Here is a 23,300-nt window from a genome sequence, read left to right as displayed (position 1 = left end):
CGCTGTCGATCGAAAAATCCACCCCAGACGCTGATCCGGAACCTGGGGAACTCCAGCAGCGAATCGAGCCCGACCCACCGCTTGGCGCGCTCGGTCCCGGTCTGCATCGCGATGACGGGCTGCGCACCCCATCTCGACCGAATCTGCTCGGCTGCGGCGCAGAGCATCAGGTACGCGCCCTGGTTGGTGAAGTTGCCACCCGTGATCAGAATGTTCTTGCGTCGTGTACTCATCGCGGATCTCCTTCGGTGCTGCCGACGAATTGTCTGATCGAATCCAGGTCCCGCTTTCCCGAGCCGGGAACCATGGCGTCCGGGAGCGCACGACCGTAGGCGATCAGCATCACGGTCCGTTCGTATCGCTCCAGCCCGAGGATCTGCGCGATGCGCGAATCCGCTGCCGCCGAATCCGGCCAGTTGATGCAGCAGGTCGACAGTCCTTGCGCCTGCATCGCCATGAGGAAGCCCATGGACGCCAGGGAGGAGTCCACGTAGATGAGGTGGCGGTCCCTGCTGTGGGCGTATGCCGACAGGTCGCCGACCACGACGACGAGGCCCACGAGATTCTGCGCGTAGCCGGCGGTGCCGCCGGGGATGTCGGCGATCCTGCGGATCGTGTCCCGGTCGTCCACGACCACGAATCGGTAGGGCAGGCGGTTGCACGCGGACGGTGCCTGCATGCCCAGTGCGATCGCGCGGTCGACGAGCGTGCGGTCCACGGTCTCCGGGGTGAACCATCGAACCGATTGGCGGGCGTGGGCGAGCGAGAGCAACGCGTCGTAGCTCGGCAGTCCTTCACCCGTGACCTGCGCGGGATCGCGGACCGGTACCGGACCGAGGAAGTCCCGGGACCGCGGTCCGACATCCAGTTGCTTGTACCTTTCCCGGGCGCGGCGGATCTCGGGTGACGAACTCGCCTCCGTCGCAGTGAAATACGCGTCGAGAGTGTCCGCAACCCACCCGCAGGTGACCGTGTCGAGCAGGTCGGCCGCGGTGCAGGCTTCCACGGCGGCGACGAGATCTTCGATGTAGCCGGCGGCGAAGGTGTCCCTCCGGGGGATCATCGAGATGCCCTTCTCCAGCATGTGAACGTGCCTGCGCACGTAGAAGACTTCGCGTCCGGAGCGACGGGCGTCGTGGTGCTTGTGCATCCCGGAGTACACCGCCACGATCTCCCGCAGGAACGCGCGGCGTGCGAAGAAGTCGGCGAGAGCAACGGCGAGGAAGAACCGCTGGGCGACGGTACGCCGGATCGAGCGGAACACGGACATCGATCGGTCGAACATTTCAGGGCTCCACTCTCTGGGATCCGACTCGGGCGAGAACGCGGCGGACCGGCGCCAGCCAGGCGCGGGACATCTGGACCGCCACCGGCCAGGTCGATCGGGACAGGAACGTGAACAGGTACACCGACATCACGTAGGACGCGGTGCTCGCCCAGGCGGCGCCGACGGCGCCCCATTCGGGAACGAGCAGAAGGCACAGGGCGACGGTCGCCACCGCGCCGAGCCAGTGCCGGCCCACCGAGATCCACAGATTTCCCTCGGCGATGATCCATTTGCTCAGCACCGACGACATGAACATGAACGGGACGGCGAGCGACTGGATCCTCAGCAGCTCGGCGGCATCCGCGTACTCGGCGCCGAACGCCGTCACCACCACGACGTCCGACAGGACGTACAGGATCGCGGCGATCGCGATTCCCGCCCACAGCGCACCGTCGAACGACCGCTGCAGTCTGTGCCGGTACTCGGAGGTCCCACCTCGTTCCCGGTCCCTGCGGCGCGCTTCGAGCAACGCCGGGAAGGTCGCGGTCATGTAGGCCATGGGCAACGCCAGGCACACGTCCATCACGCGCTGGGACACCGCGAACATCGCGACTCCGGTCGCGCCGACGAGGATCTGGACGACGATCAGCGACGCCCTCAGGTTCACCTGCTGCGCGATCCCGGAGATCAACAGCGGGAAGGACCGCTTCCACAGTTCCACCACGTCGCGGGCAGCGGGCACGGCGAACGCCCGCCCGGTCGTCACGTCCCGGCGATAGCAGAGCAGGACGACGATGCTGGCGGTGAACAACTCGGCCACGTAGAGCAACACGATCACGGTGACACCGGATCCGAGCCAGAGTGCCGCACATTTCAAGGCGAAGAACGCGGCGGCCACGACGATCTTCGCGATGGCCGGCTTCCGCGCGTTCAACTCGGCCTGGTACCAGAGTTCGGGTGCATCCAGGACGCGACCGAACACCGCCACACCGGCCAGGGCGACCAGGAGGAATTCCTCGGTGCCGGTTGCGGTGCTGCCCATGAAGCCCAGCAGCACAACGAAATAGAACGCCACCGTGATCTCGCGCACGATGATGATCGAGCAGGTGACGGCTCCGGGATCGCGGCTCTCGCTGTACCTCTGGATGGCCAGCCCGTACAGACCGGCCAGTCCGATCGCGATACCGAGTCCGGCCAGCGACATCGCGTAGCTGTAGACACCGAAGTCCTCGACGGACAGTGCCCGAGCGAGGATCACGCTCAGGAGCCCGACGAACAGCAGGTTGCACATCTGCTGGAGCGACGCCCAGATGCCGTTCGACGCGGCTCCGTCCCGCAGCCGATCGCGAAGCCTGCGCATCTTCGTGACCGGTTGCGCAACCTCCGGATTGATCGTGTTCATCTCGTCGGACGCCGCTCAGCGCACACCCGAGAGACCCACGATCACGGCCGCACCGTGGGGTGCGCCGGATCGCGCGATCACGGACAGGCTCCTGCCCACGCCACGCAGGGATCTTTCGGCCAGCGCAGCACGCAGCACGTGGGTGCAGGCGAAGTCCGCGCGCGCACGGCCCGACATGGTCGCACCGTGCACATCCAGCCAGCGCAGTGACGCGCGGTGATCGGCCTTCTTCGAGATCGATCCGTGGCTGTCCTGCTGGACGTGGACGAGCGGTTCGGGTACCCACACGAACTCGGAGCCGGGTACCTGCATCGCGCGGGCGATGTAATCCCAATCCTGATGCTTGGGCAGCGACTCGTCCCACCGGACCGCCTCGTGCAGTTCGCGGCCGATCAGCAGTCCGCTCGTCTGGAGTGCGTGGGTTCCGAACCGGAGCCGCGGCCTGGCCACCAGGTAGGACGCGACGTCACCCCGGCCGTCGTACGGATGCGACGGGATCCGAGTGACGGAATCCGCTCGGTGGAAGTACATTCCGCTCGCCACGAGCACCCGCTTCCCGGCCGTCCTGTCCCGGGCCGCGTTCAGCTGCTTCTCGATCTTGTCCGGTTCCCACCAGTCGTCGTCGTCCAGATACGCGATGTACTCGCCGTCGGAAGCGTCGGCACCGAGGTTGCGTGCGGCGGATCCGCCGATGCGCCCGGGTGTTCCGATCACCGTCACGTTCCGCGCTGCGACCCACTCCGTGACCGTCCCGAGTGCCGCGGGGTCGTCGACGACGACCGTGACCGTGACCGGCACGGTCTGAGCGAGGGCGCTCTCCACGGCACGCACGACCGACTCCCGGCCGATCGTCGGTATCACCACCGAGACAGGCATGTTCACGACTTCCTCTCCTCTTCTCCCGCAACGCGACGCCCCTCACCCGTCGCGATCCACCTGGCGGCGACGACCATCAGCAGCGCCGGCTCGACGAGGTAACGGAATGCGAGCCGTCGCGGTGATCGCGCGAGCCGGTAGAGCCACTCGACGCCGAAGCGACCTGTCCAGCGCGGCGCGAGATCCTGCGTGCCGGACAGATAGTCGATGCACCCGCCGACGTTCGCGACGACCTTCCCGGCGAACTCGTCGCTTTCGATGTTCTCCGCGATCCAGTACTCCTGGGTGGGCATTCCCCGGCCGACGAGCACGACGTCGGCCTTTCGGACCGCGTCCTGCCAGGTCAGTCCCGCAGCCATCGAACTCTGCGGTTCGAGCCGGTATCCGTCGAATCCCATCCACACCACGTCGGGGCAGTTCTGTTCGACCCGTTCGGCGGCGAGCCTCGCCGATTCCGGTGACGCACCGATCGAGACCACGGTGCGGCGCTCACCCGACTCCAGCAGGACGTCCAGCCAATCCGAGCTTCCGACGCGGCGATCACCGTCGAGCTTGCGGCGGGAGGCGATCCGTGCCAGCTGCAGGATCGGCCAGCCGTCCACCAGGAAGACTCCTGCCTTCCGGTATGCCTCACGGAATCTCGGTTCCTTGAGGTACAGGTACAGGGCGTGCAGGTTGTAGTTGGCGATCCACAGTGGCTCGCTCGTCCGGCTCGCCGCTCCGATCAGGTCGACGACCTCGGCGGCGTTCATCGGATGCAGTGTGATCCCCAGCGAATCGATGCTGACTTCCGGTGTATCGATCATTGTTCGTCCCCCTTGTCGATCGTGTGACGGCGGTCGGTCCCGGCGGCCGGCTGTGTGACGTTGCCCGTGTCCGCAGTCATGAACAGCGCCGCCGCAACGACGATGAGACCCGCGGTCTGGGGGCCGAAGAGCGCCTCGGCGAACATCGCCGCGCTCGTCCACGCAGACAGCAGTACCGCCGAGCGCTTCCCCAGGTGCTTGCACAGGCTCGCCACCGTGGCAGCGAAGAGCACGATGCCGAGGATTCCGGCCTGATAGGCGAGGACGCCCCAGCTGCTCTCGCCGCCGGTGAGAATCCACCTGGAGACCGGTGCGCCGGCGATCCGTGCGAAATTGCCGCCGTTGCCGATTCCGGCACCGACGAATTCGGTGACCGCGTGCTTCATGCCCGCGACGAGCCCGGCGAGATGGTAGGTGGTGCTGTCGCCGCCGACGATCCCGAGCGGATCGGTGAACACCGACACCGCCTTTCCGGGTCCTGTCGCCACGGCGACATAGGCGAGGACCACGAGCAGGGAGATCGTCCATCCGCCGAGGAGCCCACCCCACACCCGCTTGGACCGCGCGTACGTCACGCCGCTGATCGACGCGACCAGCAACATGAGCAACCCGCTCTTGGCGCCACTCGAGATCAGCACCCACCCGCACAGGGCGATACACACATACATGCCGGTGCGCACGGACCGCGGTCCCTGGATCGAGACCAGCGTCGCGATGATGATGACCGCGGCGGCGATGTACCCGGCGTTCGTCGGTTCGACGATGAATCCACCGGTCCGGTCGATCTGTATGCCGAGGAAGGACGTCACGGACGACAGCGAGTTCAGCGCCGCGTTCTTGTCCACGTTGACCATCGACCGCCACGCGGACGAACCCACGAGAGCTTCCGCGACCGTTCCGATCGTCAGAACAGCCGTGCTGTACCGGACGACGACGCGGAGAAGGTCGGACCGGCGATCCTCGCTCCACTGCGCGGTGATCGCGACGATCAGCAGCACCGTCGCCAGCGGAATGAGAAAGTTCCTCAGGTACGGCAGGGTCGCGCCGCCCAGCGACGAGACGTGACCGACGACCACCACTGCGAACAGCCCGTACCAGATCACCGGACGCCGATACCTTTTCAGGTTCGTCATCGCGGTCGGGAACATCAGGGCGAGGGCGGTGACGATCGCCACCGTCTTGCTCTCGCTGATGTACACCGGCACGAGGTCGACGTGTCCCGGCACGAACATGCCGACCGCGAAGTTCTGGAAGAAGGCGAGCGCCAGCCAGAACACGACGAACAGCTCCGCCCCGATCGCCATGGTCAGCACGGTGGCCACCACGACGGCCGCGACGGAGAGCACCATCAGCACGGTCGGCCGGAACTGGCCGACGAACGACAACGGCACCGCGTACACCGCGAACGCAGCCAACGTCACGAACAGCAGGTGGACGGGATTCACCGGCGTACCGGCGCTCCCGGCCCGTGCCCGCTGCAGTGACGCGAACCGCCGCGTCCGGCCCCGAACGGGATCGGCCTCACCCCTCGAGAGGTCGTCCCGACGGGGAATCGTCGTGGTCATTGCGGATGCCTTTCGTCGGTCGCTGTCATTTCCGGCTCCGATTCCTTCCTCCGGCCGTCACGAGCCGACACCGACGTGCAGTTGCATCTCGTCCGATCGGGTGTTCGTGAGCACGACGGTGAGCTCGCCACCACCGGCGTCGACCCGGAACGCGACACCGACCATTCCTGGACCGTCCCCGAAGGTGGACCCCACCGTGTTCGAGACGCCTTCCGTGGTGACGGCCGCATCGCCGTTCTCCCGCGCCACGAGCACCACAGCCGACGCCGCACCCCGCGTCCCGTCCTGCGGATTTCGCGCCAGCAGGGAGATCGAGTGCACCCGGCCGATGTCGAACGGGTCCAGAGGAAGGTACGAGAACGTCTCGGAGGCTTCCTCTCCCGCGGCGAGTGTCACCTTGCGCGAGGCGGTACCGCCGTCGCCCACGAATCCTGCGCGTGTCGACTTCCCGAGGTTCGCCGCGAGCTGCACACCGGAACCGACCGCGTGCGCACCGGCTCCCCCGGAACCCGTGTGGCCGGTGAGGTCGTTGCCCACGACGATGCCCGTGGATTCCGGGTCCGCGACGATACAAGCGCTCGGAGAGTCGTAGCCTTCGCCGTCGTCGTTCGGTCCCGAGTTCGTCAGATTTCCCAGGACCAGCGTCCCGGCACCACCGGCCGACAGGATGTGGGTGTCGTCATCCGCGACACCTTCCGAGCGCGCGCCGTTGCGACGCAGGACGTTCGCGGTCACGACGGTGCGCTCACATCCCGAGAGCCGGATCCCGGATCGCCCGTTCCTGTCGATATTGTTGCCGGACAACACATTGTGCTTGGCATCCTCTGCGTTGATGCCGTATCCGTGGTTCCACTCCAGCTTGTTCTGGGTGATGATGTTGTCGTTCGCCCCCGCCGGCAGGTGGATTCCGCCGGCGCCGTTCACGTTGACGTAGTTGAGGGAGACGATCGAGTCGACACACCTGGCGATCCCGTATCCGGAATTGTCGTGGATGTTGCAGCACTCGATCCGGTTGACTCCCGAATAGCCGCAATCGATCCCGGTGCGACAGTGCAGGATGTTGACCTCGCGGAGCAGGTTGCGGCCGTCCAGGACGACGCCGTCGTGTGCCGGATCGTGTTCGGTGCCGCGCACCGCCAGGGACGTCAGGCACGCGCCTTCGCCGAGTCTCACCACCGGATCGGTCCGCCCGTCACCGGTTGCGATCAGACGCGTTCCCTCCTGAGGTACACCGGTGTAGGCGAACGACCATCGTCCGGCCAGCCGACGGCCCGGCGGCACGACGATCGTCCCCTCCACCCGGTACCGCCCCGACGGGAGAAGGAGCGAATCCTGTTCGACGAGTGCCGCATTGATCGCGTCGGTGTCGTCGGTCTCCCCGTCACCGGCGATACCCAGTGCGGCGATGTCGTCCGGTGCCACCGGTTGCGCGTTGACCCGCGCCGGCGGCACCGATTCGACGGCATCCTCCTCGGCCTTGCGCGCGCAGGTCGGAACCGTCGCGATCGCGGCGACAGCCGCGGTCAGTGCGGTGCCGGAGATGGCCTGCCGGCGGCTCATACGCACGAGGGGTCCTTCCTGCGAATCGCGGTGCTGATCAGCCGGCCACGGCTTCCGCGGCCGCGCGTCCCAGGCCGCGGTACTGCCAGCCGGCACTGCGCCACCGGTCCACGTCCAGGCAGTTGCGCCCGTCCAGCACGACCTTTCCGCGCACAACGGTGGCGAGCACGTCGGGATTCAGCTCACGGAACTCCTTCCACTCCGTGAGAACGAGCACGACGTCCGCGCCCGCGCAGGCCTCCAACGTGCTCGTCGCATAGTTCAACGTGGGGAACAGACGGCGAGAGTTGTCCATCGCCTGCGGGTCGTACACAGTGACCGCAGCTCCCTGCAACTGGATCTGCCCCGCGACGTTCAGCGCGGGTGAATCGCGCACATCGTCGGAGTCGGGTTTGAACGCGGCACCGAGAACCGAAACCCGCGCACCGAGCAGCGACCCGCCCGCCGCGTCCCGCGTCAGCTCGACCATGCGACTGCGTCGGCGCATGTTGATGTTGTCGACCTCGCGCAGGAAGGTGAGCGCCTGGTCGGCGCCGAGCTCACCGGCTCGGGCCATGAACGCGCGGATGTCCTTCGGCAGGCATCCACCACCGAAACCGATTCCCGCATTGAGGAATCGGCGACCAATCCGGGCGTCGTGCCCGATCGCGTCGGCCAGGACGGTGACATCGGCACCGGAGGCCTCGCAGACCTCGGCCATGGCATTGATGAACGAGATCTTCGTCGCGAGGAACGCGTTGGCGGATGTCTTGACGAGTTCCGCCGTCGCCAGATCGGTGACGATGAAAGGGATCTTCTCGTCGAGCAGCTGGGAGTACACCTCCCGGGCAACCTCGACGGCCCGGCCCGGATGCGCTCGGTCGACACCCAGAACCACGCGGTCCGGGTGCAGAGTGTCCTGCACCGCATAGCCTTCCCGCAGGAACTCCGGGTTCCACGCGAGATCGACGTCCTCTCCCGCCGGGGCCAGCTGCCGCGCTCGCGCACGGAGCCTCTCCGCGGTTCCGACCGGGACGGTCGACTTCCCGAAGATGACGGCCGGCTCCGTCAGCAGCGGCGCGAGCTGCTCGATCACCGAATCGACGTAGGTCAGATCCGCGGCGAATTCCCCCTTCTTCTGGGGTGTTCCGACACCGATGAAGTGAACGTCGGCGAATTCGGCGGCCTCGGCGTACGACGACGTGAACCGCAGGCGCCCGGCTGCGAGGTTGCGTTCGAGGACCTCGGTGAGGCCGGGTTCGTAGAACGGCACCTCGCCGGCCTCGAGCTTGGCGAGCTTACCGGCGTCGACGTCGACGCCGAGCACCTCGTGACCCAGTTCGGCCATACACGCTGCGTGCGTGGCGCCCAGATATCCGGTTCCGAACACGGCGATACGACAAGTCATGGCAGAGACCCGACCTTTTCTACTTCGTTCTCGATTGAATGCGGGTGTGGCTAGTACGCGCCGTCACTGGCGACGACCGCTTTGACGGTCCGCGCAATGATCAGGACGTCGCTCACCATCGACCAGTTCTCGACATAGGACAGATCCAGGCGGACGGACTCGTCCCACGACAGATCGGAGCGTCCGCTGACCTGCCAGAGGCCCGTGACTCCCGGCCGGACGAGAAGCCGGCGCTGGACACGCCCGTCGTAGTTCTCGACTTCCCGGCGGAGCGGCGGACGCGACCCCACCACACTCATCTCCCCACGGACGACGTTGAGGAACTGAGGAAGCTCATCGATACTGAAGCGGCGCAGCACTTTACCGACCTTGGTGACTCTCGGATCCTCGCGCATCTTGAAAAGCAGCCCCGCGCCCTCGTTGCTCTTCATCAACGAGGCAACCTGCCGGTCGGCGCCGGTCACCATCGACCGGAACTTGATCATGCCGAACGGTTTTCCGTCGAGTCCGATCCGCTCCGAGCGGTAGAAGACCGGGCCCCTGCTGTCGAGCTTGACCGCGACCGCGACGAGAGCGAAGACCGGAGCGAGAAGAAGCAATGCCGTCAACGCGAACACCAGATCGAAAGCGCGCTTACCGCTGCGCTTGGCCCCGTGGTAGCTGGGCTTCTCGACGTGAATCAACGGCAGGCCCGCCACCGGGCGCATGTCCAGTCGAGGTGCCGACACGTCGACGACACCCGTCGCCACCACGAGATCGGCGTCGTGGGGGTCCATCTCCCAGAGCAGGTCACGAATACCGTCGTGGCCGAGTGTCTCCGTGGCTGCCACCGCGACCGTGTCGGCGCCGGAAGCCCCGAAGGCGTCGACGATCGAATGCTCGTCCCCGTACACGGGAATTCGCTTTCCGCCGATCTCCAGATGGTCTCCCTGGATCCCTGCGTATCGCGGCACGCAGACGCCCGCGACCCGGTATCCGTCCGTCGAGTTGCGTTCGAACGTCTCGACCATCAACCGCACGGAGCGAGCCCCGCCGACGACGAGGACCGATGTCTGGAACTCGCCCCGGCCACGTTCGGCAGCGACCACCTTTCGCCACACCCACCGTCCGAGCAGGAGCCCGAGAAGGCCGGCGGGAAACGCGATCGCCAGGTAGCCACGCGCGATCTCGAGCCGGAAGACGAGCGCAATAATGGCCACTAGACCGAACATCCGGAAGGTCGCCGAAACGATTCTCTGGTATTCGTCGTATCCGGAGCCGATCACCCGCCGCGACCGCGTCCGGAACGCAGCGAGGAACGCGATCCACATCGCTGCGAGACAGATCGAGATGACGACATAGTTCCATTCCGCGACCACCGCGTTCACGAGCATGTCGCCCTGCCCGAAGCGGACGACGTGGGCGAGCGTGACCGCGAGCACCACAACGAGACTGTCGGTCACGATCAGTCTTCGAACGTAGATCCGTTGCCACGCCCGCCGCGTGCTCACGCCGGAAGCGTGAACAGGCGGCCTCTCCGCGGCATGAGTGTTGGGTCGAACCGCTTTGAGCGCCAATGCGGTTCGACCTTCAGGCGGTTGTTCTACCGCTGTCATCGATGTATGTCCTCCCCGTAGCCGGTAAGCCGTTGCCGGTTGGGCATGCGCCCGTGCAACTCGTCCGATCGCCGGGTCCCACGCAACTCTTCCTCCCCAGGAAATTGCACGGGAATCGACGGCCGATACCAATTGCCTTACGTAAGTAGAGAGTCTCGGGCATCCGGCCGCCGATTGCATCTCCTTCCGTGAGGCGAAGTGCGGCTTACCTATTCGTGCACCACAAGTGTCTATTCACGACAGCCACCGATATCGGGCAGTCGGCGCTGGTCAGCCGGTCCCGGAACCGGGCCGAGCCCGATAACCGACCGGTAGTTCTCGTTTCGACGCCGAAACGCTTGTGGTCAAGATCACAGCGCTGCAGCGGCAATACACCCTACATTCACCCACCTGGACACTTGACCAAGTGGAACTTTCACCGTAGGAGCGACGAGCACTCGGGGCCCGCTACGGTCGCCACCGCTCCCGGCACGGATACCGCCGAGCCGCCCGATCGAACGCCCGCGGCCGATCCGGTCGCGGGCGTGCCGGGCACCCCGGCCTGCACGGAGACCCGCCGATGAACACCGTTCTCGGAATACTCCGATGTCGCCCCGGGCCTGGCGCCAACCACTTTCCTCATCCCACGGAGGCGGCACTGCACGTACCGACGACTCGACGGGCGAGTTGCGACGTCCTCGTTCACGATCACGTCCGAATTCGAAATACCCTACTACACAAAGGTATTAATACCCTTGAGGCACGCCTGCACGGATCGTCGGGATGTCGGTGCTTGTCGCTGCGAGCGAAGCCGGGCAGCGCGATCGACGTCGGAAGGTCGCGCCGATGCAACGAATTCTCTATACTCCGATTCGACTCCACGCCTCCCCACGATCGCTGGTTCGATCGTCGCTTCTGCCGGGAGTTTTCCAATTCACCGCACGAGGACGTGCGCTCGTTGCTCGATGTGGGACGCAACCCATCGGGTGACCTCGGCTCATCCATCCGAATTCAGATATGAGGTAATGCCATGGGGAGTATCGACAGTCAGGTTCACAACACCTTCAGGACTGCGGTCGTTCCGGCGGCCGGAATGGGGACTCGGTTCCTGCCCGCCACCAAGACGGTGCCGAAAGAGCTTCTGCCCGTGGTCGATACTCCGGGGATCGAGCTCGTCGCCTCCGAGGCCGCGGGATCCGGCGCCGGCCGGCTCGTCATCGTGACGGCACCGGGGAAGGACGGAGTGGTGGCCCATTTCGTCGAGGATCTCGTCCTGGAGAGCAGGCTCGAGGAGAGCGGGAAGTCGCATCTGCTCGAGAAGGTCCGGCGGGCGCCGAACCTGCTCGATGTCGAGTCGGTCGTCCAGGAGCGCCCGCTCGGGCTCGGCCATGCCGTCGGTTGTGCGGAACAGGCGCTCGACGACGACGAGGATGCCATCGCGGTCCTCCTGCCGGATGATCTGGTGCAGCCCTGCGGGATTCTCGATGTCATGGCTCGCGTGCGCGCCGAACGCGGGGGCAGCGTGCTGTGTGCGATCGACGTTCCGAAGAGCATGGTCGGTTCCTACGGGATCTTCCACGTGGAGGAGGTACCGGGGGTCGCCGAACCCGGTGTGCTGAAGGTCCTCGGAATGGTGGAGAAGCCGACGCTGGCGGACGCACCGTCGACTCTGGCCGCAGCCGGCCGGTATCTGCTCGACCGCGTAGTTTTCGACGCCCTGCGCCGCATCGAACCCGGCGCCGGTGGGGAACTCCAGCTCACCGACGCCATCGCCCTGCTCATCGAGGAAGGGCACCCCGTTCACGTGGTCGTTCACCGCGGAACTCGCCACGACCTGGGAAATCCGGGTGGCTACCTCCGCGCGGCGGTCGATTCCGCACTGGCCAGCCCCGACTACGGTCCGGGGCTGCGTCAGTGGCTGTCCGATCGACTCGAGCTCGAGGACTCGGTCGGCTGAACCTGGATGCCGGACAACGGGTCCGGATGCGCATCACCGCGACATTCGGTGGTGGGCATCCGGGCCGGTATCCGGCCTTGCGAGCCGCGCGAGACCCGGACGAGTACATCCGCAGTCATGATTCACGTAACTGTTTCGTCACGCGGACGGGCACAGCGGGTCCTCGTCCGCTAAGCTGTCGGACGTCGCCGGAAGGTGACGGGTGCGTCTCCGATATGTCCTCCCTGACAAACTGGAGTTACTGCACAGCCCCGCCCGGCTCCTCCCCTTTTGCCGGCGGGGCTTTCCCGTCTTCCGTGACAGCCGCGCTCACACGATCCCGAGCGCGCTCGAAATGAACGCGTATGCCCAGGCGACGATCTCCTGGAGTCCGATGGCACTGGATCCCTCCGAGCCCACCGGGGGCGCTTCCGCGGCCGCGTGAGCCGGGGCCGACGCCAGGAAGGTACTCGCAACGACGATCGCGCCGATCATCGCAGATCCCACACGACCCGATGTCATTCGACCTCCCGCGCATCGACTTCCGAATTGTCGTCGGGGACCGAGGGTTACGCCCCATCCTGCGTCGACCGGGGTTACCCCTCGCAATCCCGGTCGGCACAGTCGTGGGGCGGCGAGACCGATTCGTCCGAACCGACGAGCGGATCCGAAACGATCCGGTCCCGCCACCCGTTCCCCGACGGAGTCCACTGTAGCATAAAACCGGTCAAACGGTTTTTTACCAATATGTGACATCTCGGTACGGTATCTTTCGGGCAATTCGGCCCGGGAGCTACGTCCAGATGTCGTGCACACCGCTGTTCGACAGGCTGTTCTATAGTCGCCGCCAGCACCGCTCGAAGACACGTTCACACGACAGCAAGGGAGGCCGGAAGATGGCCGGGGGTTTGCACGTAGACGAGGCACGTCCCGTCTTGGGATTCGAATCGACAGTGCCACGCCGTTTCGTGCACCGCCGTGCGGTCGCCGAGGTCTTTCTCACCGATTGCGTGGCCTCGGAAGCACCGGACGACTTCGTGCTGGGCGCGCAGTGGCCGCGACTGCACGGCTACTACCGGTCGCAGACCGGGCGCTACGACACGATGCTGCTGGTCGAGACGCTCCGCCAGGCGACGATATACCTGGCACACACGAGATATCGAGTGCCGCTGGGTCACCCGTTCGTGATGCACACTCTCCGTGTCGACGCGACACCTCACGCGCTGGCAATCGGCGACCGCCCGGCCGAGGTGACCATCGAGGCGCACGTCGGTGATCAGATCTACCGCGGCAATATTCTCGCCCGGTTCTCCGTCACCTACGTATGCAGCATCGACGGCACCGAGATCGGCCGCGGAGTCGGTACGGCGAGTGTGTTCACCCCCGCCGCGTACGCCCAACTTCGCTGGGGTGGTTCGGGACCCCGGATCATCGGCACGCCGGTCTGCCCAGAGCCGATCGCCGCCGAACATGTCGGCCGGTCCCGCCCCGAGGACGTGGTCCTGGGAGAGGAACATACCCCGAACCGGTGGACACTGCGGGTCGACGATACGCACCCCGTCCTGTTCGACCACCCCAGTGACCACGTTCCGGGCATGCTCGTTCTCGAAGCATTCCGGCAGGGCGCACGCGCTGCCCTCGCGCAGCCGCACGGAGACATCGAGACCATCGAGGTCACCTATCATCGCTTCGCCGAGAACGACGCGAATGCCACGGTCTCCGTCGAGCCCGATCCGGATTCCCCATGCACAGTGCGGGTTTCCGTGGAGCAATGGGGCCAGCACATCGCCAGCGGGCGGGTCCGCCTGCTACCGGCCCGGTTCCGGCCGTGAGAACGCGCGTGGGCTTACGATGCGGCGGCGGACCACCGAGCGCGCCGGATCGCCGGGATCTTCAGGTGCCGATCGGCGGGCATGATTCCGGGCAGCAGCAGAAGCCACATCTCGTCCAGGCGCTGCTCGAGGTCCTCCCGTCCGGTCAGGACGTTCGAGACCAGCTGCACCCCGGTGAACGCCCCGATCCCGAAGCGGGCAAGAGTCTTGGGCTCGATGCTGTCGAGGAGATCGCCCTCGGCGGAGGCGCGTTCGGACAGCGTCTCGTACGCCTCGATCCAGCCGAGGTACGGCTCGGCCGGGCCTGCGACCGCACTCAATTCCAAGGTCAGCCGGATACCCGCCCGCACGATGGGATCGTGCACCATCTGGTCGCCGATCTCGTAGCTGAGCATGACCATCTGTTCGAGAGCGGAACTCCCGGTCGCGGCGATCGCATCGACAGCGGCGATGGAGATGAGGTGCTGCTCACCGATGATGGCCTGCGCCAATTCCTCTTTCGACTTGAAATGGAAGTACAGGGCGCCCTTGGTGGTACCGGCGATCTCGACGATCGTGCCCAGAGTGGAGCCCTCGAAGCCTTTCTGCTCGAATGCCTTTGCCGCACCGATCAGAATCTGCTGCCTGGTTGCTTCCGCTCGAGCCTGCCTGACCACGTTCGCTCTGCCCCTAACCGACAAGTGAGATGAATTGTGACGGAATTCGTTGATGGCCCCGCTTTCGACCTCTCACCGAACACCATAGCCGGACCCGTCCCCCACGGATCCGCACTGCCCGCGCCGCGAATCGTACTCTTCGGCGCCACCGGTTTCATCGGTGGCGCAATACTCGAGGCGCTGACCAGCGCGGGAGCCGACTGTACCGCAGTCGCGCGGCGGCCGGAGGCCGTTTCTCCGTCGGCTCCGCGTGTCGTCGGGGCCGATCTCACCGATCCGACGAGCCTCGAAGGCGTGCTGAGCGGGGCCGATGTGATCATTCACGCGGTCTCGTACACCGGCGGCGACCCCGAAGAAGCCGACGCCGTGAACCGGGTCGGAACCGAGAACCTGATCGCCGCGGCCCGCGACCGCCGAGTGCCGCTGATTTACGTCAGCACGGTCGGCGTGTACGGTTCGGGGCCACATCGCGGGATCGTCGAGGGAAGCCTGGACCCGAACCCGGTGTCCGTTCTCAGCATCAGCCGTCTCGCCGCCGAGGAAGCGGTGCGCGAGTACGGCGGTACCGTGGTCCGGGCCGGTTTCGTGTACGGCCCCGGCGACCGCTGGTTCGCGCCCGGGCTCGCGTACATCCTCGCCCGGCTGGGCGCGTGGGTGGACGAAGGCCGGTCGGTGTTGTCGCTCATCGGCGTCGGTGACCTCGGTCGTCTCCTCGCCACGCTCGCCGAGCAGGCACCGCCGCTCCGGACCGGCGGGACGCTGCTGCACGCCGCGTACCCCGAGCCCCGGACGGTCCGGGAGATCGCCGCCGAACTCGCCGCCGACGGCGCGTTCTCCCTGCCGGAGGCCGGCCTGACGTACGACGAAGCCGTCGCACGCGCCCCTGAACTCGGCCTGTCCGAACGCAACATCGATCTGGCCGGGCACGACCACCACTACGACTCGACGCTCATCTGGCGGACGACCGGACTGCCCGTACCCGACCAACGTCCACGTCTGAGCTTCTGACGATCCGGCCGAATCAGATCCGTCGACCCGTTCGGGACGTGGAAAGAGCCGTGCCCGGGGCGGTCCGACGAGGGCGGGTCGGAATTTTTTGTCCGCCACGGGCATCGGAATCCTGCGGGGTGAGCGTCGGCTCCCCCGACCGGACGATCTCGACACCGTCGGCGCGCATTCACCCTGTCCGGACAGGGTGAATGCGCACTCCCGGATCCGCTCACGATGTTTCTGCCCTCGAGGTGCACGAACATCACTCGGCGTGATGCATCACACATTTCACATGCACAGCCGGAACATGTTCTGCCACAAACAGTTCATGCGCGACACTCCTGCCGAGACTGCATGATCTCGCCGAGTGGAACGCCGCTACGCGGTCGTCGGAATCAGAACGGACCGATGATCAGGCGATGCCGATCAGGGTGGCCAGCGTCTGCAGGCCCTGCGTCACGACATCGGCCGGGGCGGGCGGTGCCGGCGGTGCGGCCGGCGCCGGAGGCACGGGCGGTGCAGGCGACACGGACGGTGCTCCGCCTTCCTGCGCGGTACCGCCCTGCGGCGGCGCCGACGGCGCCGCGGGGGCCACGCCCTCGCCGTTCTCGCCCGGCACCGTCACGGTGATCGGCGACGCGAACGGTCGCCCGGAGGGGCCGTAGATGTTCTCCCACTGCTGACCGTCGGCGTCCTGGCAAGCCCAGAAGACGTCGTACGTCCCGGCCGTGATGGCACGCGGACCCGCCGAAACCGGGCCGTTCTCACCGATGTACGTGGCGGACGAGGTGCGGTTGTTCGAAATCGAGAAGTTCGAGCCGGCCGGCTGCGCGTCGAGGCGGGCGGAAGGCTCCGCCGCATCCAAGGTGCCCTGCTGCGCGACGACATAGGTGATGCACGTGACGCCGAGCGCGACATCGACGCCACGGAAGTCGAAATCGACGAGCACCGAACCCGGCTGCGCCGACACCGAGACATCGGGCGAACCTGCTGCGGATGCTGTGGCGGGCGCGAGAACTGCGACCGTTGCGGCTCCGAGCGCGGTGACGGCAGCCTTCTTCACAGAGATGTTCATGGGTACGTCCTCCCCTGGCTTCCCTTTGCGGATCGGTGGCCGCACCGCGAATCGCGGTCTCCCTTTTGCGGCCACCTGATGGATAGTTCGTACCCACACTAACGTTGTCGTGGCACGGCCGCGCGGGAAGCGCCGGTATGTCGCCGGTCCCGGCTCCGTGCTCCTGCTCGCGAGAAGGATTGCGCGACACGCCCTACGCGCGCGTCGTCCGGTCCCCGTGCCCGAGATCACGGTCGGGATCGACGACATCTCGCACTCGCTGCTTCAGAGTGACGATGTCGGGAAAACCTCCGTCCCGTTTGCGATCCCATACGAGGTGCTCGCCCGCGGTCACCTGGAAGACACCGCCCGTGCCCGGAATCAGCGCTACTTCGCCGAGGTCGCATCCGAATGTGTTGAGCAGCTCCTGTGCCATCCAACCGGCCCGCAGCAGCCATTGGCATTGCGTGCAGTAGGTGATGGTGATCCGGGATCGTGTCGTGGCCATGGACCGAGGCTAACGGTGAAAACAAGGCGAGACCCCGCCGGCCGTGGTGGTGGGCCGACGGGGTCTCCGCAGGCCGGAGATGGGGGGATGACCAGCCTGCATCGTCGTCCTCGCAGGGGGGTAGGAGGACGACGGATTGCAGATTAGTCCGCCAAGATCGTTACTCGCGAGTACAAACGTTCTCGCGCGTGTCAGCTCAGCTCCGTGCGGGAATCGTCCCGGTGCGTGCGCTGGATCTCGACGATCTGCTCCTCGGTGTCGGCGCGGCGAAGAATGCGCCCGAGGACCAGGGCGGCAATCGCCGACACCATGACCCACGCCGCGCCGCCTATGGCGATCCACCACCACATGACGAACATTGTCCCCGATAACCGGGAACGAGCCAACTGCCGCCCTCCACCCGGCCGGTGCGGCGGACCGCCGATCGGCCGGGTCCGTCGCAGAATCCGGCGGGCGGAATCACAGGATCGGATCCTGCGGACGCAGCAACTCGCGGGCGACGGTGCTCGCCTCGATGCGGTCGAGCGGATCCGCGGCCACATAGGCATCGAACCCCAGACCGGTCATCGAGGCGATCCGCCGCACCGGGACCTGGTAGGTGCGATAGGCCCCGAACGAGAACTCCTCCGGACCTGCCAGGAACTCGTCGAGCAACGCAGCCTGACTCAGCAGATATCCGGTGGCGGACAGCGTGCCGTCGGACTTCCTCATCGCCACCACCTTCCAGTACTGGCGCGGCAGGGCGACACCCCGGTACAGCGGATCCTCGGCCGACAGGATCGGGCCGGTCACCACGCTCACCTTCAGATCCCGCGTGTCGGCGTTGCCGAGCACGTAGTCCTCGAGGCCGAGCCACAGGGTGCTGCCGGCATTGAAATCATGGTGCTGCGGAGTGCAGTTCGTGAAGTGGAAGGTGTCGTCGTTCGCCGCTGTCGCGGCGGGACCCCATGCCGGATCGAGGCGACGCACGAGATGCCCCCGGTCGAGCGGATTGTCGCGATACACCTCCTCCCCCGTCTGCTCGTCGTCGGGCAGACGCGGATCGCGGATCCACCGGTCGCCGTCGCGCCGGAGCCTCTGCGCGAGTCCGCCGTCGATGTTCACCGCCGTGAACAACGCCAACCGGCGGCGCCGGTGCATGACGACACTGAAGTGGTGGTAGCGCAATTCGCCGGAGGCCACCCGCGCGGCGTCGCCCGTCACGCCCGGGAGCGGAAGCATCGAACCGAGGAAGCCGGGATCGAAACCGGCGCGTCGGCTGTAGTCGGGGTCGATGGAGATCGCCTCGATATCGGGCGGAGGAATCACTGCTGCCGAACCGGTTTCGCCGACGCGGACGGTGAGCTCCACCGTCCGGCCGCAGGGCACCCGCACCGTCACGGCACCGTCCGGCGTAGCGGCCGCACCGGGATCGTCGGCGGGGTCCGGGCGTGCCTGTGGGACCGGCCGATCCGTCAGCAGCTCCGGGCGGTCGGCGGTGGTCAACTCCGCAACCAGGGCCCGTTGTGCGGACGGCAGATCCCGGTCGTCGAGGAACTGCAGAATCCGGCTGATCCGTACGCCCTCGTTGAGGAATCCGCCGTACTCGGTCTGCTGTGGGGCTCGCACGCTCGCGTGATGGAGTGCGACGACCTCCCATTGATCGTTGAAGACCGGGGAGCCGGACGAACCGGGCTCGGTATCCGCCGAGTAGTGCACGAACATCTCGGGGATATCGACGATCTTGTTCTCCCGCAGCGCGATCTGCTTCTTCTCGCCACGCGGATGCTGCACGATGGTCACGAACTCACCGATGACGATCGTGCCCTGGGCAGTGGTCAGGCGATTGAACCCGTACTGTGCCAGAACCTCCGGCGGTGCATCGACCGCGACGAGCGTGAAATCCCGTTCCCGGTCGGCGACGAAGAAGCGACTCGGATCCAGTGACACCGACCTCGGATGCAGGGGGTGCCCGTCGATTCCGTCCTGGTAGTCGAACTCGACGGCGCTCGCCGACGCGGTCGCGGCGTCGGGAAGCACATGATGATTGGTGAGCAACAGGTGCGGCGAGACCAGGAAGCCGGTGCCGTACCCGAGCCGCGAACCGCCGGCACCGAGGATGTGGACCCGGCCGATCGCCCGCGCGGCCGCCACACCCTCGTCGAGGTAGCGCACTCCGACGAAATCGGCAGTGTTGATGATCTTTTCGAGCATCGAATCCGCATCCTCGGTCGCAGATCCCAGGATCGACGGGGCACGTTCGAGCGCCGATTCGATCAGCGCGGCAGGATCCGCACCCGTGGGCGCGTGCGCGGTGTCGCCACCGAGGTAGTACCGGCTGACCCGGTCGAGACGTCTGGCGATCCGTTCCGGATCGTCGGCACGAGCGATCCCGCCGGGCTCGTCGAGCACCTGCTCGTTGCCGGTCCGCACCTCCGTCCGGTCGACTATGCGCCGCGCCGCAGCGCGTCGCTGGTGTTCGCGTTCGGTCAGGTAGGCCGCGGCGTTGTCGCCGGACCCGGTGATCCTGGTGTTGGAGATGATCGTCATGACATCGTCTTTCGAGCGGAAAGTGGTGTGCGGAGAGCGCGGTTCGGGAACACACTGCCTCTGTTCGTGTTCGCCGTGGGCTCGTGTTCAGCCTCGCGCAGCGTGAGGGTCCGGTCACGAGTGGTGCACTACGCGGATTGCGGCGTGCCGGATCAGATCTCCACCGACATCGAGTACGACGCCGGCTCGAGAACGCCCGGGGCGTGCCCACCGTCGAGGGCATCGAGGACCCGCGCCGGGTCGACGTCCCACTCGACCACCGTCGACGCCCCGAACAGCGCCGCCCGCAGCAGCGCGGTCTCGAACGCGAGAACCTGCCGCAGATGCGGCACCGCTGCGACGAGATCCGGGCGCGCCGCCAGGAAACCCGAGAACGTGTATCCCTCGAGCCCGGGTGCCGTCTCCGGCGGGTGCGCTGCCGTGTACGCGGCGATCACCGCTTCCGTGGCCGTCGCGCCGAGCGTGGTCAGCAACGCCGTCGTCGTGTACCGCATCACCTGCGCGAGCTGAGCCCGCCGCTGTTCCTCGACGAGCCTGCCGTACAGACGCACGCCGGCCTCGGGCCGTCCCGGACCACGCAGGGCCGCAACCAGATCCCGCTCCGCACGGTGCACGAACGCGCGGTCCGCGGCGGTCGCGTGGGTCGCGACGGCCGCAGGGAACGGCTCCGGCGGGGCCGCCGGTCTCAGGTCCCAGATCTGCCACAACCGTTCGAGCTGGGTGTGCACGCCGTCGAGCCCGAGGCGGGCGACGTTGGACGGCATGATCTCGAAGGTCAGCGCCCGCAGGTTCGGCAGATCCGGCACCACCTCGGCAGAGAGATCGAGCAGTTCGCCCGGTACCGCGCCACTGTGGGCGTCGAGCCGGTATCCGTCCATTTCGTCACCGCCGGCGACATGCACCTCCCATACGCGGTCCAGCGGGAGGTCGGCCAGGACATCGCGGACCGTGTCGCGGCCGTTGATCTCGTTGCACCACAGATTGTGCAGGTCCAGCACGATTCCGCTGCCTGAGCGCTCGGCGACGCCCCGGAAGAAGACGCCGTCGCCGAGTTCATCGTCGCGTGCGGTCCGGTAGTCGACTCCGGTTTCGAACGCGACCGGCCTGCTCACCACGCGCCGGTAGCGGTCGATGTTCTCCGCGGCCACCGCGATCTGCTCCCGCGTCCGGTCGGGCGGCAACAGGAATCCGGCGTGCTCGATCCCCGAGGCGCCCTCGGTGCGCACGAAACCGAGGTGCTCGCTGACCCACGGCGGGTCCAGCAGATCGACGCTGCCTCGCAACGGGGTTCGGTAGTCCAGCGGATCGTCGACAGTCCCGGCGAGCGGCTGGCCCACCCCGTGAACGAGCTTGCGTTGCGGCAGTGCAGCCACCGCGTTCAGCGCCCACTCGTCGACCCGATACCGCCAGCCTCCTTCGGAACAGACCGGGCGCCACAGTGTTTGTGGCTCCAGTTCGGCGACCGCCACGACGCTCGCACCCGCTTCGAAAACCGGCCCGAGCGCCGGGGCATAGACCATGCCGACACCGAGGACGGAACCGTCAGTAGCCCGGAACACCGGGGATCTCCCGGATGTCGAGCCCGTCGGGATCCACCACGAAGTCCCTCAACTCGACGAATCGGATGTCGAACCCGGATGTGCAGCCGGGGCAACCGAGCCGTTCGAGCACCTGCCGGGAGATCCTCGCGACCGCGTCGAGATCGTGTGCGGTGTGATGCGGCAGATAAACCCGCACCGTGTCCGGCGAACGCGGACCACGTGATTCGAACTCTGCCATGGTGTGCTCCCCTCCTGATCGGATCTGCGGTGTCTTCGAAAGTACGAGCCGACAACGTGGTTCACACGCGTAGCGGACTACCCGAATGCACCGGGGTCAGGGCACCGCGATCGTGTCGAGCGCCGTGATGATCGCCGGCACGTCGCTGCTCTCGGTGCGGCGGATCAACCGCAACAGGGTCGCGGCCGGTTCGTCCGGACGGGCGATGAGCTGTCCGAGGCGGGACGTCGCGGCATCTATCTGGGCGACGAGCAGCGGCACCGTCTGCGGGTTCTGCGCCGAGATCAGCGTCGCCGCCGCCCACGCACTGTCGCGTGCCCGCTCGAAACTGAAGTCGAGAATCGGCTCGAGACCGTCGTCGAACGGCCCGAGCAGGCCGAACAGAGGCGAGAACCGGACGATCGCCCCTCGGATCCGCGGAACCAGTTCGGCGAGAATGCCGTTGATGCGGTCGTAGTCGGCACGGAAGTCGTCGAGTTCACGCCCGTGGAACGAGGTCCCGGTGACGACCGCGAGGTCGAGATTGATGTGTGCGTTGATGCCGAGCAGCAGGTTCTGCATCACGATCAGCGGGGACGACGCGATCGCGTCGAACGTCACCCGCCACGACCGGGTCGGAGGCGGCGACGATTCGTAGGCGGAGAAGTAGCGGTTCGCGAACGCGGCATCGAAGACCCTCATTCGCGCGCCGTCGTCGAAGTCGCCGGAGACGATGCCGCGGCGCACCTCCAGAGTCACCTGCCGGTACAACGCCGCGAAGAATCCGCGCGGGTTCGCCACCGCGGTGGTGTCGGCCACGACAGCGGTGAGGATGTCGAGAACGTCGTCGATGTCGTCCGCGTGCATGGTGTGCTCCTCGACGAAGAGAATGTGATCTCATCGTCGAGCACACCGCGCCGCCGGGCGCGAGTAGTGGGCTACCCGATTCGGGGAACGGTCAGCTCGGACGCGCGTCCGGGTGCTCGTGCACGAAGTTCAGGTATGCCTTCGACGGGGTCGGTCCGCGCTGCCCCTGGTACTTGGACCCGACCTTCGCGCTGCCGTACGGATGCTCGGCAGGACTGGTCAGGCGGAACAGGCACAACTGGCCGATCTTCATACCCGGCCACAGCGTGATCGGCAGGTTCGCGACGTTCGACAGTTCCAGCGTGATGTGCCCGTCGAAACCGGGATCGATGAACCCGGCGGTCGAGTGGGTGAGCAGACCGAGGCGACCGAGCGACGACTTGCCCTCGAGCCGGCCGGCGAGATCGTCGGGCAGGGTGCAGCGTTCCATCGTCGAGCCGAGCACGAACTCGCCGGGGTGCAGCACGAACGATTCACCGTCCGGGACCTGCACGAGAGAGGTCAGTTCGTCCTGCCGCTGAGCGGGGTCGATGTGCGTGTAGCGGGTGTTGTTGAAAACTCGGAACAGGCTGTCGAGGCGGACGTCCACACTCGACGGTTGCACCATCTCCGGGTCGAAGGGGTCGATGCCCAGATGGCCGGAGGCGAGCTGGGCGCGGATGTCGCGATCGGAGAGCAGCACGGATAGAGGTTAACAATGCACCACTTGACCTCGAGTCGGCTGGAGGTTGTT

At 66.6% G+C, this 23,300-nt stretch carries 22 protein-coding genes; 3 read left to right on the top strand and 19 right to left on the bottom strand.

All coding sequences use genetic code 11. The features are described from left to right. The 9 genes from A8G15_RS29320 to A8G15_RS29280 all read right to left on the bottom strand — a co-directional run. The coding region (locus A8G15_RS29320) for a hypothetical protein (RefSeq protein WP_156665642.1) at positions 1-233 on the bottom strand (233 nt) is incomplete at its 3' end. Further along, positions 230-1,285, bottom strand: coding sequence for a nitroreductase family protein (locus tag A8G15_RS29315; RefSeq protein ID WP_068166719.1), 1,056 nt, complete (start codon positions 1,283-1,285; stop codon positions 230-232). The genes A8G15_RS29320 and A8G15_RS29315, both read right to left, overlap by 4 nt. A gap of 1 nt (position 1,286) precedes the next feature. Continuing rightward, positions 1,287-2,669 carry a flippase gene (locus A8G15_RS29310; protein WP_068166717.1) on the bottom strand — a complete coding sequence of 461 codons (1,383 nt, stop codon included), beginning with the start codon at positions 2,667-2,669 and terminating at the stop codon, positions 1,287-1,289. 15 nt (positions 2,670-2,684) lie between these two features. Beyond that, the gene (locus A8G15_RS29305; protein WP_068166716.1) at positions 2,685-3,545 is read right to left on the bottom strand and encodes a glycosyltransferase family 2 protein; all 861 of its coding nucleotides are present in this window, start codon (positions 3,543-3,545) and stop codon (positions 2,685-2,687) included. Between the two features lie 2 nt (positions 3,546-3,547). Continuing rightward, positions 3,548-4,351, bottom strand: coding sequence for a WecB/TagA/CpsF family glycosyltransferase (locus A8G15_RS31375; RefSeq protein WP_068166714.1), 804 nt, complete (start codon positions 4,349-4,351; stop codon positions 3,548-3,550). Next, on the bottom strand, positions 4,348-5,796 hold the full coding sequence (locus A8G15_RS31370) for a hypothetical protein (RefSeq protein WP_169833961.1): 1,449 nt from the start codon (positions 5,794-5,796) through the stop codon (positions 4,348-4,350). The genes A8G15_RS31375 and A8G15_RS31370 overlap by 4 nt, the downstream gene beginning before the upstream one ends. A 177-nt stretch (positions 5,797-5,973) precedes the next feature. Further along, positions 5,974-7,476 carry a right-handed parallel beta-helix repeat-containing protein gene (locus tag A8G15_RS29290; RefSeq protein ID WP_156665640.1) on the bottom strand — a complete coding sequence of 501 codons (1,503 nt, stop codon included), beginning with the start codon at positions 7,474-7,476 and terminating at the stop codon, positions 5,974-5,976. A gap of 37 nt (positions 7,477-7,513) precedes the next feature. After that, on the bottom strand, positions 7,514-8,863 hold the full coding sequence (locus A8G15_RS29285; RefSeq protein WP_068166708.1) for a UDP-glucose dehydrogenase family protein: 1,350 nt from the start codon (positions 8,861-8,863) through the stop codon (positions 7,514-7,516). 50 nt (positions 8,864-8,913) lie between these two features. After that, positions 8,914-10,353 carry a sugar transferase gene (locus A8G15_RS29280; RefSeq protein WP_068166707.1) on the bottom strand — a complete coding sequence of 480 codons (1,440 nt, stop codon included), beginning with the start codon at positions 10,351-10,353 and terminating at the stop codon, positions 8,914-8,916. A gap of 1,114 nt (positions 10,354-11,467) precedes the next feature. Here A8G15_RS29280 and A8G15_RS29275 point away from each other — a divergent pair. Continuing rightward, positions 11,468-12,394, top strand: a complete 927-nt coding sequence (locus A8G15_RS29275; protein WP_068166706.1) for a UTP--glucose-1-phosphate uridylyltransferase — start codon at positions 11,468-11,470, stop codon at positions 12,392-12,394. 309 nt (positions 12,395-12,703) lie between these two features. Here the strand turns inward: A8G15_RS29275 and A8G15_RS30975 are convergent, their stop codons facing one another. Beyond that, the gene (locus tag A8G15_RS30975; protein WP_156665639.1) at positions 12,704-12,895 is read right to left on the bottom strand and encodes a hypothetical protein; all 192 of its coding nucleotides are present in this window, start codon (positions 12,893-12,895) and stop codon (positions 12,704-12,706) included. 374 nt (positions 12,896-13,269) lie between these two features. On the opposite strand from A8G15_RS30975, the gene A8G15_RS29270 reads away from it, so the two are divergent. Beyond that, the gene (locus A8G15_RS29270; protein WP_068166705.1) at positions 13,270-14,205 is read left to right on the top strand and encodes a ScbA/BarX family gamma-butyrolactone biosynthesis protein; all 936 of its coding nucleotides are present in this window, start codon (positions 13,270-13,272) and stop codon (positions 14,203-14,205) included. A 14-nt stretch (positions 14,206-14,219) separates the two neighbouring features. Here A8G15_RS29270 and A8G15_RS29265 read toward each other — a convergent pair whose 3' ends face one another. After that, the gene (locus tag A8G15_RS29265) at positions 14,220-14,861 is read right to left on the bottom strand and encodes a ScbR family autoregulator-binding transcription factor (protein ID WP_068166704.1); all 642 of its coding nucleotides are present in this window, start codon (positions 14,859-14,861) and stop codon (positions 14,220-14,222) included. A gap of 36 nt (positions 14,862-14,897) precedes the next feature. Here A8G15_RS29265 and A8G15_RS29260 point away from each other — a divergent pair, with 36 nt between their 5' ends. Further along, on the top strand, positions 14,898-15,869 hold the full coding sequence (locus A8G15_RS29260) for an NAD-dependent epimerase/dehydratase family protein (RefSeq protein WP_082900249.1): 972 nt from the start codon (positions 14,898-14,900) through the stop codon (positions 15,867-15,869). Positions 15,870-16,263: 394 nt separating this feature from the next. Here A8G15_RS29260 and A8G15_RS31365 read toward each other — a convergent pair whose 3' ends face one another. The 8 genes from A8G15_RS31365 to dcd all read right to left on the bottom strand — a co-directional run bounded on the left by A8G15_RS31365 (position 16,264) and on the right by dcd (position 23,249). Continuing rightward, the gene (locus A8G15_RS31365; RefSeq protein ID WP_068166702.1) at positions 16,264-16,926 is read right to left on the bottom strand and encodes a hypothetical protein; all 663 of its coding nucleotides are present in this window, start codon (positions 16,924-16,926) and stop codon (positions 16,264-16,266) included. A 193-nt stretch (positions 16,927-17,119) separates the two neighbouring features. After that, entirely contained in the window at positions 17,120-17,413 is a 294-nt protein-coding gene (locus A8G15_RS29250; protein WP_068166701.1) for an Rdx family protein, read from the bottom strand. A gap of 191 nt (positions 17,414-17,604) precedes the next feature. Beyond that, on the bottom strand, positions 17,605-17,763 hold the full coding sequence (locus A8G15_RS31360; protein ID WP_169833960.1) for a hypothetical protein: 159 nt from the start codon (positions 17,761-17,763) through the stop codon (positions 17,605-17,607). Positions 17,764-17,872: 109 nt separating this feature from the next. Further along, positions 17,873-19,942, bottom strand: coding sequence for a DNA/RNA non-specific endonuclease (locus A8G15_RS29245; RefSeq protein WP_068166700.1), 2,070 nt, complete (start codon positions 19,940-19,942; stop codon positions 17,873-17,875). Positions 19,943-20,094: 152 nt separating this feature from the next. Next, positions 20,095-21,501, bottom strand: coding sequence for an MbnB/TglH/ChrH family RiPP precursor modification enzyme (locus tag A8G15_RS29240; protein WP_068166698.1), 1,407 nt, complete (start codon positions 21,499-21,501; stop codon positions 20,095-20,097). Continuing rightward, on the bottom strand, positions 21,485-21,721 hold the full coding sequence (locus A8G15_RS29235) for a hypothetical protein (protein ID WP_068166696.1): 237 nt from the start codon (positions 21,719-21,721) through the stop codon (positions 21,485-21,487). The genes A8G15_RS29240 and A8G15_RS29235 overlap by 17 nt, the downstream gene beginning before the upstream one ends. 96 nt (positions 21,722-21,817) lie before the next feature. Next, positions 21,818-22,567: a DUF5995 family protein gene (locus A8G15_RS29230; protein WP_068166695.1), complete on the bottom strand. Its 750-nt coding sequence runs from the start codon at positions 22,565-22,567 to the stop codon at positions 21,818-21,820. 91 nt (positions 22,568-22,658) lie between these two features. Beyond that, complete coding sequence (gene dcd / locus A8G15_RS29225; protein ID WP_068166694.1) at positions 22,659-23,249, bottom strand: dCTP deaminase; 591 nt, start codon at positions 23,247-23,249, stop codon at positions 22,659-22,661. Positions 23,250-23,300 lie beyond the last annotated feature (51 nt).

Source organism: Rhodococcus phenolicus (genome assembly GCF_001646785.1).
GTDB lineage: Bacteria > Actinomycetota > Actinomycetes > Mycobacteriales > Mycobacteriaceae > Rhodococcus > Rhodococcus phenolicus.
Note: the sequence above shows the minus strand (reverse complement) of the source record. Positions and strands in the feature narration are given on the sequence as shown.

What these genes read in the sequence shown, in the direction of transcription:
- A8G15_RS29235 (WP_068166696.1), bottom strand. Translation starts at nt 21,721, where the DNA reads ATGGCAGAGTTCGAATCACGTGGTCCGCGTTCGCCGGACACGGTGCGG.
- A8G15_RS31365 (WP_068166702.1), bottom strand. Translation starts at nt 16,926, where the DNA reads ATGAACATCTCTGTGAAGAAGGCTGCCGTCACCGCGCTCGGAGCCGCA.
- A8G15_RS31375 (WP_068166714.1), bottom strand. Translation starts at nt 4,351, where the DNA reads ATGATCGATACACCGGAAGTCAGCATCGATTCGCTGGGGATCACACTG.
- A8G15_RS29310 (WP_068166717.1), bottom strand. Translation starts at nt 2,669, where the DNA reads ATGAACACGATCAATCCGGAGGTTGCGCAACCGGTCACGAAGATGCGC.
- A8G15_RS29305 (WP_068166716.1), bottom strand. Translation starts at nt 3,545, where the DNA reads ATGCCTGTCTCGGTGGTGATACCGACGATCGGCCGGGAGTCGGTCGTG.
- A8G15_RS29270 (WP_068166705.1), top strand. Translation starts at nt 13,270, where the DNA reads ATGGCCGGGGGTTTGCACGTAGACGAGGCACGTCCCGTCTTGGGATTC.
- A8G15_RS31360 (WP_169833960.1), bottom strand. Translation starts at nt 17,763, where the DNA reads ATGTGGTGGTGGATCGCCATAGGCGGCGCGGCGTGGGTCATGGTGTCG.
- A8G15_RS29230 (WP_068166695.1), bottom strand. Translation starts at nt 22,567, where the DNA reads ATGCACGCGGACGACATCGACGACGTTCTCGACATCCTCACCGCTGTC.
- A8G15_RS29250 (WP_068166701.1), bottom strand. Translation starts at nt 17,413, where the DNA reads ATGGCCACGACACGATCCCGGATCACCATCACCTACTGCACGCAATGC.
- A8G15_RS29275 (WP_068166706.1), top strand. Translation starts at nt 11,468, where the DNA reads ATGGGGAGTATCGACAGTCAGGTTCACAACACCTTCAGGACTGCGGTC.
- A8G15_RS29315 (WP_068166719.1), bottom strand. Translation starts at nt 1,285, where the DNA reads ATGTTCGACCGATCGATGTCCGTGTTCCGCTCGATCCGGCGTACCGTC.
- A8G15_RS29290 (WP_156665640.1), bottom strand. Translation starts at nt 7,476, where the DNA reads ATGAGCCGCCGGCAGGCCATCTCCGGCACCGCACTGACCGCGGCTGTC.
- A8G15_RS30975 (WP_156665639.1), bottom strand. Translation starts at nt 12,895, where the DNA reads ATGACATCGGGTCGTGTGGGATCTGCGATGATCGGCGCGATCGTCGTT.
- A8G15_RS29245 (WP_068166700.1), bottom strand. Translation starts at nt 19,942, where the DNA reads ATGACGATCATCTCCAACACCAGGATCACCGGGTCCGGCGACAACGCC.
- A8G15_RS29285 (WP_068166708.1), bottom strand. Translation starts at nt 8,863, where the DNA reads ATGACTTGTCGTATCGCCGTGTTCGGAACCGGATATCTGGGCGCCACG.